This is a genomic window from Gordonia sp. HS-NH1 (genome assembly GCF_001418765.1).
Classification (GTDB): domain Bacteria; phylum Actinomycetota; class Actinomycetes; order Mycobacteriales; family Mycobacteriaceae; genus Gordonia.
Window position 1 is genome coordinate 31,108 of record NZ_LIYC01000009.1, and the last position, 16,156, is coordinate 47,263.

A 16,156-nucleotide genomic window follows, 5' to 3' on the forward strand; every position below is an offset into this window, starting at 1 on the left:
GACCGACGGGTGCCCCTGATGGGATTCACTCGTGCCGAACTCCTCGGCTATCAGGACCGCACCGTCGACGATCTGGTCGGCGAAGGGTGCAGGCTGCTGTTCGTCGGGATCAATCCGGGTCTCTGGACGGCGGCCACCGGAGCGCATTTCGCGCGTCCGGGCAATCGGTTCTACCCGGCGCTCGCCAAGGCCGGCATCGTCGACCACGTCATCGACGCCTCACGCGGTATGTCCGACGCCGACCGCGCGCTGCTGCTCGACCGCGGTGTGGGAATCACGAATGTCGTGCCGCGTGCCACCGCGACCGCCGCCGAACTGACCGTCGACGAACTCCGTGAAGGCGGACGCCGGCTGCGCGAGCGGGTTCGGATGATCGGCCCGCGGGTCGTTGCCATCGCCGGTATCACCGCCTACCGCAGCGCGTTCGGGCGCCGCGACGCCGTGCCGGGACGGCAGGACGAGACGTGGGATGTGGGCACAGGGGACGGTGCCGAACTGTGGGTGGTTCCGAACCCCAGCGGGCTGAACGCCCACGAGACCGTGGACTCCCTCGCCGCCGCCTACCGTCGGGCCGCGGTCGCCGCCGGGGTGGTGGAGGACCTCAGAAGTCCTCGGAGCTGACGACGCGGCGCCGCACCGACAACAGCTCGACCTCGGGGTGGCCCGCAGCTGACCGTTCGACGGCGTCGAGCACGTCGACGACGTGCCCGCGATCGGCGGCCACCGCACTGACACCGATGACGGTCCGACGATGCACGTCCAGGTGACCCACCTCGGCCGCCGAGACCGTGTACCGCTTGCGGAGATCGGCGACGATCGGCCGTACCACCGACCGCTTCTGCTTCAGCGAATGAACATCACCGAGCAGATAGTCGAACTCGCAGAACCCGATCCACATCAGTGGTCGGTGCGGATCAGCGTCGCCACGTGGTCGGGTACGTACTTGGACAGCGAGCGCGGCGGCCGGTGATAGTTGCCCGACTCGATCGGATGCTTGGGCAGGGACACGCGGGGACGCGGGACCTCTTCATAGTCGATGGTCGACAACAGGTGGGAGATCATGTTGAGCCGCGCGTGCTTCTTCACATCGGACTCGACGACATACCAGGGGCTCAGGGCGGTGTCGGTGTGGACCATCATCTCGTCCTTGGCGCGCGAATAGTCCTCCCACCGATACACCGACTCGAGGTCCATCGGGCTCAGCTTCCACTGCCGGACAGGGTCGTTCATACGTGACCGGAATCGTTTGAGCTGTTCGTCGTCGGACACCGAGAACCAGTACTTGCGCAGCAGGATGCCGTCGTCGATGAGCATCTGCTCGAAGATCGGGGTCTGCCGCAGGAACCGCGAGTGCTCCTCGGGCGTACAGAAACCCATGACCTTCTCGACGCCGGCCCGGTTGTACCAGGACCGGTCGAACAACACGATCTCACCGGGCGCGGGCAGGTGTGCGACGTAGCGCTGGTAATACCACTGGCCGCGTTCACGATCCGTCGGTGCGGGCAACGCGGCGACCCGCGCGATGCGCGGGCTGAGGTACTCGCTGATGCGTTTGATCGTTCCGCCCTTGCCGGCGGCATCGCGTCCCTCGAAGACGACCACCACGCGGGCGCCGGTCTCGCGGACCCACTCCTGGAGTTTGACGAGCTCGGTCTGCAACCGGAACAGTTCCGCCTCGTAGACCTTGTTCGCGATCTTGGCCTGCTTCGGTTTGTCCTTCTTCGACATGAGCAGAAAGACTACGGGGTGCGGACGGCCTCGCGCTCGGATTGCAGTTCGGCGACCGACGCGTCGATGCGCGCCCGGGAGAACTCGTTGATGTCCAGACCCTCCACGATTTGCCACCGCCCGTCGACCGATCGCACCGGGAACGAGCAGACGAGTCCGTCGGGGACGCCGTACACACCCGGCGACGGCAACGCCACCGACGTCCAGTCGTCCGGCCGTGTGCCGAGAACCCAGTCGTGGACGTGGTCGATCGTGGCGTTGGCCGCCGACGCCGCCGACGACGATCCGCGGGCTTCGATGATCGCGGTGCCGCGCCGGGCGACGGTCGGGATGAAGTCGTCGACGAGCCAGTCGCGGTCCGCGGCGATGTCCGCGCCGCTCCGGCGGCCGACCCGCGCATGGAAGATGTCGGGATACTGCGTCGCGGAGTGATTGCCCCACACGGTGACCCGGCTGATCTCGTCGACACTCGCGCCGGTGCGCCGGGCGAGCTGCGCGATCGCGCGATTGTGGTCCAGACGGGTCAGCGCCGTGAACCGTTCGGCCGGCACCTCGGGTGCATGCGCGGCGGCCACCGCGGCGTTCGTGTTGGCGGGGTTGCCGACGACGATCACCCGGATGTCGTCCGCGGCAACGTCGTTGATCACCGAACCCTGGGCCGCGAAGATGTCGGAGTTGGCCGCGAGCAGGTCGGCCCGTTCCATGCCCTTGGTCCGCGGCCGGGCCCCGATGAGCAGACCGAAACTCGCCCCGTCGAACGCCTTGCGCGGATCGTCGAGGACGTCCACCGACGTCAGGAGCGGAAAGGCGCCGTCGTCGAGTTCCATGGCGGTCCCGACCGCGCCGGAGATCGCCTGTGGCAGCTCGAGAAGCCGCAGGGCGACGGGCTGGTCGTGACCGAGCATCGCGCCGGCGGCGATGCGGAACACGCTGGCGTACCCGATGCTGCCCGCCGCTCCGGTCACGGTCACGGTGACGGGCATCCGACGGTTCACGACGCCTTCTCCGTGAGCAGGACCTGAGCCGCCGGTCCGACGAGGACCAGGGCGTGGCCGACGGAATACCAGGTCAGCGGTTCCTTCGTGAACTCGGTGACCCAGGTGTCGGCGCCGGCGCGCGGCCCGGGGCAGGCCATCATCGTCGAGGCGAGGGAGCCCAGGCGCAGCAGTGAGTTGTCGACGCGGAGGTCGCCGATGTGTCGGTTGCAGCCGGCCGACAGGGCGATCCGGTTGGCGGCGGGAAAACTGACCTCCAGCGGTCCGCCGCCGGGGATCTGCTCTCCGGTCACCGCAGTCGAGGTGTAGGTCTTGCCGACGAAGCCGGGGGCCGGGGGAGCCGCGGACGCGGAACCGGCTCCGACGATCGTCGTACCGAGCGCTACGATCACCGCGCTGAGCAGCAACGCCATGCGTAAGCTGATGCGGTGTTCGCGGGCTGGGTGACGGTCGTGCGCGGATCGACGTCCCGGTACGGGTTGACGTCTCTGCGCCGGATGACGGCGTTCGCCGGAGCTCACGTGCACAACGGTAGCCGACCGGACAGGGGTATGGATATGACGAATGTGGGCGCTCCATGGTCCCGGTGACGTGTCGAACCGAGTACCTGACCGGTCGCCATCATCGTTCGGCCACAGCCGCATGGGTCCTCATGGTCGCCGGGATGGTCGCCCTCGTGGCCCTCAACGTCGCCGGGGTCCGCGGTCTGGTCACCTCGGCGGTCTGGTCACCTCGGCGGTTGTCGGCGCGGCAATCGTGGCCTCCCTGCTCGGGGCGGCATTCGGGCGGCTCGGCGAACGAGGCGCTGTCCTGCTGACCGTCGACGAGGACACGGTCTACTTCGGGAACGAGGACCGCACACTGGTCAGCTATCCGCTCTCCTCACTGGTCACGGTCGCGGTGGGCGGGCCGGCGGACGCCACCTCGGACATGACCGGCGAGCGTGCTCGACATCTCACGGTGATCGGGCAGAAGTACCTCAAACTGACCTTCGCGACCCGGGACGGAAAGCCGGTCCCCGCCGACCGGACCCCGCGTGACCGCGACGACGACCCCGACACCGCGCCGGAGACGCACTTCTGGCGGGTCGCCGTCGTGGAAGGGGACCCGGCGGTGGCGGAGGTCCTGGCCCGTCTCCGGCGGCACGCGCCCGAACGCATTGCCACCAGGAAGAAGACCGCGACGTCGGCCGGGCAGCAGCCGCGGGCCGCCGCGGCAAGTGCTCCGCCGGACGAGCCCGTCGATCTGACCCGGCCCTCGACGAGCGGACCGCGGATCGTCGACGCGGGTTCCGACGAAGCGGCGCAACGACTGTGGGAGGAGGCAGCGCGTCGCCACGACGAAGTTCTCGGCGCCTACGGAAGTTACGAACTCGATCCCGCCATGCTGCTCCGGTACCCGGCCGTGACCGACGTGACCGTCGACCAGACGCAGACCTTCCATCTCGCGCTCGACGAGGCGATGGCCCTGCGGACCGACGACTACCCGGGCAACCGCTCGCGCGCCGACGCCTACCAGCAGTCGGTCGCCCGACTGCGGCGGGCCTGGATCGCCTGCGAGAAGAACGGCCGACGGGTGGGGGCGTCCTACCTGGAGCAGGGCGATCAGGACGACCTCGACACCGCGCTCAAGCTCTACAACCACGCCGCGGCCAGCACCACGCCTGCCGAGCAGGCCACCTACTACGGCCGGGTCCGCGACATCGTCAGCACCATGACCGACCGCGGTGTGCTCCACCCGCCCGAGGCGGCGGTGGCCGAACTGCAGGCCGTCACCCGGAGAGCGCTCGAGGCGGGTACGCCGAAGGTGTGAGGTGAGGCGGTAAAGGCCCCGGCCAGGGGAGCCGTCCGGTTACCGGCCTTCCTTGATGAAACGTCCGTCCAGGGTGTACAAACCCTCGGCGCCGTCGGTATTGGCGATCTCCATCCGGATCACGAACTCCTGAGTGTCGCTGATGCGGTCGAGTTCGACCTCCACGCCCACTGCGTCGCGGTCGTACTCGGGGACCGACGCGCGTGTCATCAGGTCGGCACGCACCCGATCGAAGACCTCCGCGGAGATGCTGTCGAAGCGGAAACCGTCGGCTCGATACCGGCCCGCCGAGATGCTCGATGAAGGGAAATAGCCTGGGGCGACGGCAATCTCGCCGCCACGGTCGGCGATCCGGTAGCGGACCAGAACGCCGCCCGAGTTCTGGATGACGCTCGCCGTCACCGGAGAAACGCCGTCGGCGATGCCCTGGATGATGAACTCCTCGATGACGGGTGCGTTCAGCGGGACGCGTGCCGCGGCCAGTTCACGCCGGGCCAGTTCGAAGGACTTCTGGAAGTCAGCAGGGTCGAAGAACTCGGCGACGGTGCCGTCGGGTGTCGCCTGGACGGAGTAGTCCTCGAAGACGCCCTCGCCGGGTTCGATCGTCCCGGTGATGAGCACCGGCGCGTCCGGTGCGCCGCGCTCGATCGCGATTCGTTCGAGTTCGGGTTCGGTGGAGTACGGACGGACGGCCGCAACCATCGGTTCGGTGACCGAGCCGAGCACGTTCGGGTCGATTGTCGTGGCGTCGAAGGTCTTGTTCGCCCGGTCGGTGTTCGGCACCGCCGAGGAATTCGAGTACCCGTCCCCGACGAGGACGCTCGTCGCGCGTCCGGTTGCCGGGTCGAGGACGATCGCCTGATCCGACGAGGAGTCGATCTGATACCTCAGCGCCAGCACGTTGCGCGTCGCCTCCGGCCCTTCGTATTCGACGATCGCCTCCAGCATCCGACGGTGCCGGTCGGCGAGGCTCGCCGCTTCCTCTTCGGTGGACGAGTCGTCGCCGGAATCGAGGGCGGAGTCGAAACCCGACAGCGAGGGTCCCTCCACGTGCCAACCGCCGGCGACGCCGAACAGCAGTGCGCCGGCCACGAGCAGGGTCACCACCGGGTAGGCGAGAGCCCAGCGCCCGGGCTGGTCGTCGAACTCGGGGGTGTCGGTCTGATCGCGCGGCGGCAGTGAGTCCGGCGGCAGTGTCGTGAACGGGGTGTCGGTCAGCGACTGGAAATTCCCCTTGGTCATCGAGGTGATCCAGCGCGCCCGGTACGCGGTGTCGTTCGGTGGGTTGATCGTCGCGGTGACCATGGTCGGTTGCGAGTCGTCGGCGGTGAGGCTGCTGCGGGTGAGCGCCTCGACCTCCACCTGCGGGGCGTCCGGCGACGTCGCGCGCCGGAACTCCGGCAGTTCCGACACCCGGGAAGCGCGGGGACTGACCGCGATGCCGGCGAAGACCAGGGGGATCCCGAAGAACAGCGCGACCCACCAGTCGTTGAATGCACCGAGGCCTACCCCGACCGCGATGAGCAACCCGGCGATCGTCGCGCGCAGGAGACGGAGTCGAACCCTGGTCCGGCGAGTCCTGGTCATGGGCCGTCCTTAGTCCTCGAGCCGAATCGGGTGGACTGATCATAATGTCGGCGTCCTCGGTCGACCAGCGGCCGCGTACCGTTGTTGCTGACCTGACCGCCCGGAGGGGGTGGGTCGCGACGGAACCGGGAACGATCAGGAGAAATGTTTCGGTGGGAAAGCTGAGCAACAGCATGTGGCGCCTTCTGGGCGCCCAGTCGACTCGCAACCAGTCGAAGTCGTTGGGTGTGATCAAGGACGCCGAAGCCCACACCGACTGGGCCGCCGAACTCGCCGACGACGCGTTCGGCGCGGAGGCCGAGAAACTCGACATCGCCGAGAAGCCCGCGGACCGCGCGAAGTTCCTCGCCCTGGTCCGGGAAGCCGCCGACCGCACCATCGACCTGCGGCCCTTCGATGTCCAGTTGCAGGGCGCCCTCCGACTCCTGGAGGGCGACATCGTCGAGATGGCCACCGGTGAGGGTAAGACGCTCGCCGGCGCCATCGCCGCGATCGGCCATGTGCTGCAGGGACATCAGGTCCACGTGATCTCGGTCAACGACTATCTGGCGACCCGCGACGCGGAGTGGATGAAGCCGCTGTTCGACGCCTTCGGCATCACCGTCCACGCGGTCTCGGAGAACTCGAGCCGCGAGGAACGGCGACGCGCCTACACCGGGGACGTCACCTACGGGTCGGTCAACGAGATCGGCTTCGACGTCCTGCGTGATCAGCTCGCCCTGTCCGAAGCGGACCTCGTCTCACCGACACCCGACGTGGCCATCATCGACGAGGCGGATTCGGTGCTCGTCGACGAGGCGCTCGTGCCGCTGGTGCTCGCCGGTTCGACCGAGACCGAGGTGCCGGACGCGGCGATCCACGACGTCGTGTCGCGGATGAAGAACAAGCACTACGAGGTCGACGCGGAGGGCCGCAACGTCACCCTGACCGACGAGGGTGCGGTGTTCGTCGAGGAAGAACTCGGCGGCATCGATCTCTACAGCGAGGAACACGTCGGCACGACGCTCGTACACGTCAGCATCGCCATGCACGCCCACTATCTGCTCGAACGCGACATCCACTACATCGTCCGCGACGGCGGCGTGCACCTCATCAACGCCTCGCGCGGCCGCGTCGCGCAGCTCCAGCGCTGGCCCGACGGGGTCCAGGCCGCGGTCGAGCTCAAGGAAGGGCTGGCGCAGACCGATTCGGGTGAGGTCATCGACACCATCACGGTGCAGGCCCTGATCGGCCGCTACCCGAAGGTCTGCGGCATGACCGGCACCGCGCTCGCCGCCGGCGAGCAGTTCCGCCAGTTCTACGAACTGCGCGTCTCGCAGATCCCGCCGAACACCCCCAACGTCCGGACCGACCTGCCCGACCGGGTCTACGACACCAAGGCCAACAAGGTCGAGGCGATCGTCGCCTACGTCAAGGAGATTCACGAGACCGGACAACCCGTCCTCATCGGTACCCACGACGTGGCCGAGTCCGAGGAACTCGCGTACTTCCTCGACAAGGCCGGGGTGTCGTCGGTCGTGCTCAACGCGAAGAACGACGCCGAAGAGGCGAAGATCATCGCCGAGGCCGGCGCCCGGGACGCCGTCACCGTGTCCACCCAGATGGCCGGACGGGGCACCGACATCCGCCTGGGCGGCTCGAAGGACGACGCGGACGCCCACGACGAGGTCATCGAACTCGGCGGGTTGTGCGTCGTCGGCACGGGCCGCCACGACACCGAACGTCTCGACAGTCAGCTGCGCGGACGCGCGGGGCGTCAGGGCGATCCCGGTACGTCGGTGTTCTTCTCCAGCCTCGAGGACCCGGTCGTCACCAAGAACCTCGCGTTCAAGCGAGATCCCGTGTCGCCCAACGAAGACGGTTCGATGGGCAGCAAGGGCGTCGACCTCATCGAGCAGGCCCAGCGGATTGCCGAGGGCGTGATGCTCGAACTCCACGCGAACACCTGGCGTTACAACAAGCTGGTCAATCAGCAGCGGGACATCATCGTCGAACGTCGTATGCAGATCCTGACCACCGACGCCGCGCTCGAAGAGCTCGCGGATCTGGAACCGGACCGCTACGCGCAGTTGACCGGGAACACGACGACGGTGGAGACCACCACCGATGAGGCCGACGCCGACAAGGCCGACGCCGAGACGGCCGACGCCGAGAAGGCCGCGACCGATCACGAGGCCACCCCCGCCGTCGCGCCCGTGCCTCGCGAGGTGCTGTCACAGGCCGCGCGCGAGATCGTGCTCTACCATCTCGACCGCGCCTGGGCCGACCATCTCGCCTTCGTCTCCGACGTCCGCGCCAGCATCCACCTCCGGTCGCTGGGCAAGGAGAGCCCGCTGGACGAGTTCCACCGGCTGATCCTCGCCGAGTTCGCCGATCTGCCCGGCACGGCCCTCGCGAAGGCGCGCGAGACGTTCCGGGAGGCCGACATCACCCCCGACGGCGTCGACCTCGGATCGGCGGATCTGCACCGGTCGACGACCACCTGGACCTACATGGTCCACGACAACCTGTTCTCCTCGGGCGGAGCGAAAACCTTGCAGGGCATCATCGGGATCTTCCGGTGACCGAGCCGGAGGCGGCGACCACGCCGGCTCCGGACCGGATCGTCACGGTCCCGAACGCGCTGAGCGTGCTTCGGCTCGCACTCATCCCGGTGTTCGTGTGGCTGCTCCTCGTCGAGAAGGCGGACGGCTGGGCCTTCGCCGTCCTCATGTTCTCGGGCTTCTCCGATTGGGCCGACGGCAAGATTGCGCGACTCCTCGACCAGTCGTCGAAGATCGGTGCGCTGCTCGACCCGGCCGCCGACCGGCTCTACATCGTGATCATCCCGATCGCGTTCGGCATCCGGGAGTTCCTGCCGTGGTGGCTGATCGGTGTGATCATCGCGCGCGACGTCCTGCTGTTCGCGTCCGCTCCACTGTTGCGATCGCGGGGCGTGCTGGCGCTCCCGGTGCTCTACATCGGCAAGGCGGGGACCTTCGCGCTGATGAGCGCATTCCCGTGGCTTCTTGCCGGACAGCTCGATTCGATCGTGGGGACCATCGCGTACCCGATCGGCTGGGCTTTCATGATCTGGGGCGTCGGACTGTATCTGTGGTCCTTCGTCCTGTACTGGTATCAGACGATCCTGGTGATGCGGCTCATGCCGCCGCGTCACCCGGCAGGCGACTCGGCAGACAGTAGAGTCTGACGAGGACGAAAGGGGTTCGCGTGACCGACAGCAAAGTGCCAGAGACCTTGCGCTACACCGCGGAGCACGAGTGGATCGAGCGACTCGGGCCGACGACGGTGCGCGTCGGGATCACCGACTACGCCCAGGACGCTCTCGGCGACGTGGTGTTCGTCCAGCTACCCGAGAGCGGTGCGGAGGTGACCGTCGGCGAGTCGTTCGCCGAGGTCGAGTCGACGAAGAGCGTCTCGGACATCTTCGGGCCGCTCGCAGGCACGGTGTCGGCGGTGAACGACGCCCTCGACGCCTCGCCGGAACTGGTCAATTCGGACCCGTACGGCGAGGGGTGGCTGGTCGAGATCGAGGCGGCAGACGAGGCGACCCTCGACGAACACCTGGGTGAGGTACTCGACGCCGCGGGGTACCGCGCCGTCATCGAGGGGTGAGTTCTCCCGGCCGTGAACGGCCGGTGCCCCGATCGACCCGGCTGATCGCCTCCGGAACGATATGATCGTCGATGCCGGAGTCGACTCGCGCGCCGGTGGGATCGGCAGGACCGGTACGGTTACGGCAGTGGGAACGAGGCGCGACGTGACACCGATGCTCACGATCTCGCGCCGAGAACTACCCGGCCGCACAAGTCATGTAGATTCGACCGGCCATCGTGGCGAGAGCCGACGGGCACCGTCCCAGGCGATGCCGGCGGTTCCGAGAACGAGGTTGGCGACTGTGCGGTCGGCACTGACGACGACGAAGGAGAAGTGGTGAGCGAAAACGACAGGGACTTCGAGGCGCCGGTGGAGACCACATCGGTGTTCCGGGAGGAGTTCATCAATGAACTCGATGCCGGGACCAGCACCTCGAGTGAGCCGGCCGACACGGGGGTCGAACGACTCGCTCCCGGGACCGCGCTGCTTGTCGTGAAGCGAGGACCCAATGCGGGGTCGCGGTTCCTCCTCGATCAGCCGACGACCTCGGCCGGCCGGCACCCCGACAGCGACATCTTCCTCGACGACGTGACCGTCAGCCGTCGTCACGCCGAGTTCCGTCTCGGCGACAACGACTTTCAGGTCGTCGACGTGGGCAGCCTCAACGGCACGTACGTCAACCGCGAGCCGGTCGACACCGCGTCGCTGAGCAATGGCGACGAGGTTCAGATCGGCAAGTTCCGTCTGGTGTTCCTCAGCGGTCCCCGCGACGAAGCAGACGCCTGACACCCGTGACGGCGTCCACGGCCCCCCGCGGCGAAGGATCGATGTCGATCGGCACGGTTCTCGCCCAATTGCGTGATGACTTCCCGGACATCACGATCTCGAAGATCCGATTCTTGGAGTCGGAGGGTCTGGTGACCCCGGAGCGGGCTCCGTCGGGGTATCGGCGGTTCAGTCAGGCCGACTGCGAACGGCTGCGGTTCGTGCTGACCGCGCAGCGGGACCGGTATCTCCCGCTGAAGGTGATCAAGGAACAGCTCGACGCGATCGACAACGGCAACGGCGGTTTCGGTCCCGGCGGAACGCGCGTGCTGTCCGCGGCCCGCGGGACCGTGGCGCCGGCCACCGACTTCGGTGCGCGCGCCGGACGCGTCTCCCGGGAGTCGCTGATCGAACGCACCGGGGTGGATTCGGCGTTCGTCACCGAACTCCAGCGCAACGGCCTGTTGACCGCCGGGCCCGCCGGGTTCTTCGACGAGGACGCCGTACGGCTCGTCGAGGCGGCTGCGGCCCTGGCCAGCTACGGCCTGGAGACGCGTCATCTCCGGGCATTCAAGGTGTCCGCGGATCGCGAGGCGGGCCTCGTCGCCCAGATCGCCAACCCGATCGCCAAGGGCAAGGGCACCGGTGCGCGCGACCGTGCCGAGGAACTCGTGCGCGAGATCGCGGCCTTGTCGGTGACGCTGCACACGCAGTTGGTCAAGGCGGCCGTCAAGGGTGCGCTGGACTGAGATCGCCGTGCGCGCGTGCGACCGCCGCACCGGACTGAACAGCGACGATCCGTCGAGGGCATCCGCTGAGGGGATCCGCTGGGGCGCCGCGAGTCGGCCGCCGCTGTCCGCTCAGTCGGTGTAGCGTCGAGGTCACTGAATCGAGCGCCGTACAAGGCGTCTGGGAGGTGCGAGATGAGCGAGATGCGTGTGGTGGGCATCAGGGTCGAACCCCCGCAGAGTCAGCCGGTGTTGTTGCTGCGCGAGGTCGAGGGCGAACGCTACCTGCCGATCTGGATCGGGCAGAGTGAAGCTGCGTCGATTGCGCTGCGGCAGAAGGGGATCGAGCCTCCTCGTCCGTTGACCCACGATTTGATCGTGAACCTCATCAAGGAGTTCGGGCAGACCCTCGTCGAGGTCCGGATCGTCGACATGCAGGAGGGCACCTTCTACGCCGAGATGATCTTCACCGGCGATCTGCGGGTGTCGGCGCGGCCGTCGGATTCGATCGCGGTCGCGATGCGTGCCGAGGTGCCGATCATCGCCGACGAAGAGGTTCTCGCCGAGGCGGGGTTGCTGATCCCGGACGAGGATTCCGACGAGTCCGCCGAGGTGCAGCCCGAAGAGGTCAAAGAGGACGAGGTCGAGAAGTTCAAGGAGTTCCTCGACAACGTGTCCCCGGACGACTTCAAGGCAAGCGGCGCCTGACCGGTTCGTGGAATCCGTCGAGGAACGTGTTCGCCGACCGGAACCGAAACTCAGATCACGGAATCGACACCGCCCGATCACCATTTGTCTTGATCTCAAGTTGAGGTTGAGTGTCGTGGCGAGTCGCGTTGATCCACCGTCCTCCGCCGCATAGCGTCATCAGCGACATCGAGCACCGGACACGGGCCGATGAAGATGATCGGCCGACCGGAAACAGCCTGGACCGCGTACTGTGGACGTGGACGTCAGGCACCGTGGTGCGGCGTCCGATCCGAGCTTTGCGAGGGAGTCAGAAGTGGGCGATCGTCCGGTCGACAGCGAAACGACGTCGAGCGACCAGTCACCCGATCGTCCGGTGGGCGAGCGTCCAGACGCCGTCCCGACCCAGGGCAGCCTCGGCGAGATCGCCCCAGGTCTGTTCCCGGACGACACCGTGCCCGACGAACTCGTCGGTTACCGCGTGCCGAGTGCGTGCCAGATCGCCGGGATCACCTACCGCCAGCTCGACTACTGGGCCCGCACATCGCTGGTCGTCCCGTCGATCCGCGGAGCGGCGGGTTCCGGAAGCCAGCGCCTGTACTCGTTCAAGGACATCCTCGTCCTCAAGATCGTCAAGCGTCTGCTCGACACCGGGATCTCCCTGCAGAACATCCGCGTCGCCGTCGACCACCTCCGTCAGCGCGGTGTCGAGGACCTCGCGAAGATCACCCTGTTCTCGGACGGTACGACCGTGTACGAGTGCACCTCGGCCGAGGAGGTCGTCGACCTCCTGCAAGGCGGGCAGGGCGTGTTCGGCATCGCCGTCAGCGGCGCGATGCGCGAACTCACCGGCACCATCGCCGACTTCCCCGGCGAGCGGGCCGACGGCGGTGTCAGTGAGACCGCACCCGAGGACGAACTGGCCGCGCGGCGCAAGAACCGCGCCCGTCGCACCGGGTAGTCGAGACTCCGCGTAGACTGGCCCCGCGTCGCTACGCTGCGGGAGAGCGCCGTCGGATACTCATCGCCGGCGGCCGCCGAAGGAGCAACACCTCTCCGTCAAACTCTCAGGCACCCAGGACCGCGGTGGTGACGACGTCTCTGGAAAGTGACGATCCGTCGTCCGCCCACGGTGAAAGGCGATCGCGCAGAGTTGCGCGGCGCCGAATCTCTCAGGCGTCACATCGGCTGTGGCCGAAGACATGACAGAGGGGGAGGGTCAGCAGCCGGTCCGTGTACCGGCGCCTGCGAGAGGTTGCCCGCCACCGTGTCCACCACTGAAGCGACCCCGTCCGACGCCCCAGAAGGATCCAGCCCAGAAGGATCCGGCCCAGAAGGTTCCGGCCCGGATCCCACTCCGGCCGCTCCCCATCTGTCGGCCGCCTTCGTCGACCGTCATGTCGGTCCGGACGCCGACGAGACCCGCCGGATGCTCGAGGCGATCGGCGCGGCTTCCCTCGATGATCTGGCGCACCGTGTCATACCCGCAGTCATCGCCGACGAACTCGATTCCGACGTCCTGGGGGCGCTGCCCGCACCGCTGAGCGAGAGTGCGGTCCTCGCACAACTCGGTGACCTCGCAGCCCGTAACACCGTGGCCCGGTCGATGATCGGGCTCGGCTACTACGGAACCCACACGCCCGGCGTCATCCTGCGCAACGTGCTGGAGAACCCCGCCTGGTACACCGCGTACACGCCATATCAGCCCGAGATCAGCCAGGGACGTCTCGAGGCGCTGCTGAACTTCCAGACCATGGTCGCCGACCTCACCGGCATGGAGGTGGCCAATGCCTCCATGCTCGACGAGGCCACCGCGGCCGCCGAGGCGATGACGCTGATGCGTCGCGCGGGCAAGTCGAAGTCGAACCGCGTGATCGTCGACGCGGACCTGTTCCCGCAGACGCGTGCCGTCCTCGACACGCGCGCCGAGCCCCTGGGCATCGAGGTCGTCGAGGCCTCGTTGCACCCCGATCTGCCCGGATGCGGACTGCCGGACGGCGACTTCTTCGGCGTGATCCTCCAGGTGCCCGGCGCATCGGGTCGCATCGTCGACGCCACCGCGATCGTCGACGCCGCGCACGAGCGCGGCGCTCTCGTCGCGGCCGGTGCCGATCTCCTGGCGATGACACTGGTCACGCCGCCCGGCGAGCAGGGAGCCGACGTCTGCTTCGGCACGACGCAACGCTTCGGTGTGCCGATGGGCTTCGGCGGACCGCACGCGGGTTACCTCGCCGTCGGGTCGATGCACGCCCGACAGCTTCCCGGGCGGCTCGTCGGTATCTCCAAGGATGCCGACGGCAACCTGGCCTACCGGCTCGCGCTGCAGACCCGCGAACAGCACATCCGCCGGGAGAAGGCCACGAGCAACATCTGCACCGCGCAAGTGCTGCTGGCGGTGATGGCCGCCATGTACGCCTCGTACCACGGGGCGGACGGCCTGCGAGCCATCGCACGACGCACCCACGACGCAGCGGCCCGGATCGCCGACTCGATCGCCGCGGGCGGGTTCTCGGTGGCGCACGCGAACTTCTTCGACACCGTCGAGGTGCACGCACCCGGTCAGGCCGACACGATCCTCGCCCGCGCCCGCCACGACGGGATCAACCTGCGACGCGTCGACGCCGACACCATCGGCATCGCCTGTGACGAGACGACGACCGACGCCGACATCGATGCCGTCCTGCGGGCCTTCGACGTCGCCGGCGTCACCCCGCGGGCACTCGCGCAGCCGATCGAGAATCGCACCAGCGAGTACCTGACCCATCCGGCGTTCAACCGGTACCGCACCGAGACCGCGATGCTGCGCTACCTGCGGGCCCTGTCGGACAAGGACATCGCGCTCGACCGCAGCATGATCCCGCTCGGGTCGTGCACGATGAAACTCAACGCCACCACCGAGATGGAACCCATCACGTGGCCCGGCTTCGCCCAGCTGCACCCCTTCGCCCCGGTCGACGACACCGCGGGCATCCGCGAGCTGATCACCACGCTCGAGGGCTGGCTCGTGGCGGTCACCGGTTACGACCGCGTCAGCCTCCAGCCCAACGCGGGTTCACAGGGGGAGTTCGCGGGACTGCTCGCGATCCGCGGATACCACCTCAGCCGCGGTGACGTCGACCGGGATGTCTGCCTCATCCCGTCGAGCGCCCACGGCACGAATGCCGCGTCGGCGGTGATGGCCGGGATGCGCGTCGTGGTGGTCGGGTGCCGCGAGAACGGCGACGTCGACCTCGACGATCTGCGCGCCAAGATCGCGGCGAACGAAGGCCGGGTCGCGGCGATCATGATCACGTACCCGTCGACGCACGGCGTCTTCGAGCACGACGTCCGCGACGTCTGCGGCGCCGTGCACGACGCCGGCGGCCAGGTCTACGTGGACGGCGCCAACCTCAACGCGCTCGTCGGTGTCGCACGGCCGGGTCATTTCGGCGGTGACGTCAGCCATCTCAACCTGCACAAGACGTTCTGCATCCCGCACGGCGGCGGCGGGCCCGGCGTCGGACCCGTCGCGGTCCGGGAGCATCTGGCCCCGTTCCTCCCCGGACACCCGCTCGCCGACGAGCTGCCCGGGTCGGCCACGATCGCCGCGGCCCCGTATGGCTCGGCGGCGATCCTGCCGATCACCTATGCCTACATCGCGATGATGGGCGCGGACGGTCTCCGGCGGGCGACGCTCACGGCGATCACCGCCGCCAACTATGTCGCCAAGCGGCTCGGTGAGCACTATCCGGTGCTCTACACCGGCGAGGACGGCTTCGTCGCCCACGAGTGCATCCTCGACCTCCGGGCCATCACCAAGGCCACCGGCGTCACCGTCGACGACGTGGCAAAACGACTCGCCGACTACGGTTTTCACGCACCGACCATGAGTTTCCCGGTGGCCGGCACGCTGATGGTCGAGCCCACCGAGAGCGAGAACCTCGACGAGATCGACGCGTTCTGCGATGCGATGATCGCCATCCGCGGCGAGATCGAACTCGTCGGACGAGGGGAGTGGCCCGCCGAGGACAATCCGCTCCGCGGCGCCCCGCACACGGCCGAGTCGCTCGTCGGCGAGTGGGACCACCCGTACTCGCGGGAAGTCGCCGTCTACCCGCAGGGACTGCCGTCCGCAGGTGGCCGGGCGAAGGTGTGGCCGGCCGTCCGGCGGATCGACGGGGTGTACGGCGACCGCAACCTGGTGTGCAGCTGCCCGCCGATCGAGGCCTACAGCAGCTGACTTCTTCATCGTCTTAAGCTCCTCACCTGTTCGTTGAG

General features: G+C 68.0%; 14 protein-coding genes, 1 pseudogene and 1 riboswitch. Of the genes and pseudogenes, 10 read left to right on the forward strand and 5 right to left on the reverse strand.

The window, feature by feature from the left end; all coding sequences use genetic code 11:
* The first annotated feature begins 18 nt into the window (after positions 1–18).
* On the forward strand, positions 19–621 hold the full coding sequence (locus AMD30_RS08820; protein WP_055475387.1) for a mismatch-specific DNA-glycosylase: 603 nt from the start codon (positions 19–21) through the stop codon (positions 619–621).
* Here AMD30_RS08820 and AMD30_RS08825 read toward each other — a convergent pair.
* The 4 genes from AMD30_RS08825 to AMD30_RS08840 are packed head-to-tail and all read right to left on the reverse strand — an operon-like array spanning position 602 to position 3,136.
* A complete protein-coding gene (locus tag AMD30_RS08825; RefSeq protein ID WP_004022174.1) occupies positions 602–898 on the reverse strand; it encodes a DUF503 domain-containing protein in 297 nt (98 codons plus the stop codon). The genes AMD30_RS08820 and AMD30_RS08825 overlap by 20 nt on opposite strands.
* Positions 898–1,728, reverse strand: coding sequence for a polyphosphate kinase 2 (gene ppk2, locus AMD30_RS08830; protein ID WP_010843798.1), 831 nt, complete (start codon positions 1,726–1,728; stop codon positions 898–900). Before ppk2 ends, AMD30_RS08825 begins: the two co-directional genes overlap by 1 nt.
* An 11-nt stretch (positions 1,729–1,739) precedes the next feature.
* Positions 1,740–2,711, reverse strand: coding sequence for a malate dehydrogenase (locus tag AMD30_RS08835; protein WP_193363278.1), 972 nt, complete (start codon positions 2,709–2,711; stop codon positions 1,740–1,742).
* A gap of 8 nt (positions 2,712–2,719) precedes the next feature.
* Positions 2,720–3,136, reverse strand: a complete 417-nt coding sequence (locus tag AMD30_RS08840; protein WP_055475388.1) for an META domain-containing protein — start codon at positions 3,134–3,136, stop codon at positions 2,720–2,722.
* Between the two features lie 164 nt (positions 3,137–3,300).
* Between AMD30_RS08840 and AMD30_RS08845 the strand changes: the two are divergent.
* A pseudogene (locus AMD30_RS08845) lies at positions 3,301–4,535 on the forward strand (hypothetical protein).
* Between the two features lie 39 nt (positions 4,536–4,574).
* Here the strand turns inward: AMD30_RS08845 and AMD30_RS08850 are convergent.
* Complete coding sequence (locus AMD30_RS08850) at positions 4,575–6,122, reverse strand: hypothetical protein (protein ID WP_055475389.1); 1,548 nt, start codon at positions 6,120–6,122, stop codon at positions 4,575–4,577.
* Positions 6,123–6,274: 152 nt separating this feature from the next.
* Here AMD30_RS08850 and secA2 point away from each other — a divergent pair, with 152 nt between their 5' ends.
* From secA2 to gcvP, 8 genes are all read left to right on the forward strand, one after another.
* A complete protein-coding gene (gene secA2 / locus AMD30_RS08855) occupies positions 6,275–8,686 on the forward strand; it encodes an accessory Sec system translocase SecA2 (protein ID WP_055475390.1) in 2,412 nt (803 codons plus the stop codon).
* Positions 8,683–9,312: a CDP-alcohol phosphatidyltransferase family protein gene (locus AMD30_RS08860; RefSeq protein ID WP_055475391.1), complete on the forward strand. Its 630-nt coding sequence runs from the start codon at positions 8,683–8,685 to the stop codon at positions 9,310–9,312. Before secA2 ends, AMD30_RS08860 begins: the two co-directional genes overlap by 4 nt.
* Before the next feature lie 20 nt (positions 9,313–9,332).
* Positions 9,333–9,737, forward strand: coding sequence for a glycine cleavage system protein GcvH (gene gcvH / locus AMD30_RS08865; protein ID WP_055475392.1), 405 nt, complete (start codon positions 9,333–9,335; stop codon positions 9,735–9,737).
* Between the two features lie 315 nt (positions 9,738–10,052).
* Positions 10,053–10,505, forward strand: a complete 453-nt coding sequence (gene garA / locus AMD30_RS08870) for a glycogen accumulation regulator GarA (RefSeq protein WP_055475393.1) — start codon at positions 10,053–10,055, stop codon at positions 10,503–10,505.
* 5 nt (positions 10,506–10,510) lie between these two features.
* On the forward strand, positions 10,511–11,233 hold the full coding sequence (gene ftsR, locus AMD30_RS08875; protein WP_431840247.1) for a transcriptional regulator FtsR: 723 nt from the start codon (positions 10,511–10,513) through the stop codon (positions 11,231–11,233).
* Positions 11,234–11,407: 174 nt separating this feature from the next.
* A complete protein-coding gene (locus AMD30_RS08880) occupies positions 11,408–11,920 on the forward strand; it encodes a bifunctional nuclease family protein (protein ID WP_055475394.1) in 513 nt (170 codons plus the stop codon).
* A gap of 295 nt (positions 11,921–12,215) precedes the next feature.
* Positions 12,216–12,860: a MerR family transcriptional regulator gene (locus AMD30_RS08885; RefSeq protein ID WP_055475395.1), complete on the forward strand. Its 645-nt coding sequence runs from the start codon at positions 12,216–12,218 to the stop codon at positions 12,858–12,860.
* 29 nt (positions 12,861–12,889) lie between these two features.
* Positions 12,890–12,993: riboswitch (glycine riboswitch) on the forward strand.
* Between the two features lie 173 nt (positions 12,994–13,166).
* The gene (gene gcvP, locus AMD30_RS08890) at positions 13,167–16,118 is read left to right on the forward strand and encodes an aminomethyl-transferring glycine dehydrogenase (RefSeq protein WP_388033297.1); all 2,952 of its coding nucleotides are present in this window, start codon (positions 13,167–13,169) and stop codon (positions 16,116–16,118) included.
* Positions 16,119–16,156 lie beyond the last annotated feature (38 nt).

Bases quoted from the DNA above. Each gene is read 5' to 3' on its own strand.
- AMD30_RS08820 (WP_055475387.1), top strand. From the start codon at position 19: ATGGGATTCACTCGTGCCGAACTCCTCGGCTATCAGGACCGCACCGTC.
- AMD30_RS08825 (WP_004022174.1), bottom strand. From the start codon at position 898: ATGTGGATCGGGTTCTGCGAGTTCGACTATCTGCTCGGTGATGTTCAT.
- ppk2 (WP_010843798.1), bottom strand. From the start codon at position 1,728: ATGTCGAAGAAGGACAAACCGAAGCAGGCCAAGATCGCGAACAAGGTC.
- AMD30_RS08835 (WP_193363278.1), bottom strand. From the start codon at position 2,711: ATGCCCGTCACCGTGACCGTGACCGGAGCGGCGGGCAGCATCGGGTAC.
- AMD30_RS08840 (WP_055475388.1), bottom strand. From the start codon at position 3,136: ATGGCGTTGCTGCTCAGCGCGGTGATCGTAGCGCTCGGTACGACGATC.
- AMD30_RS08850 (WP_055475389.1), bottom strand. From the start codon at position 6,122: ATGACCAGGACTCGCCGGACCAGGGTTCGACTCCGTCTCCTGCGCGCG.
- AMD30_RS08880 (WP_055475394.1), top strand. From the start codon at position 11,408: ATGAGCGAGATGCGTGTGGTGGGCATCAGGGTCGAACCCCCGCAGAGT.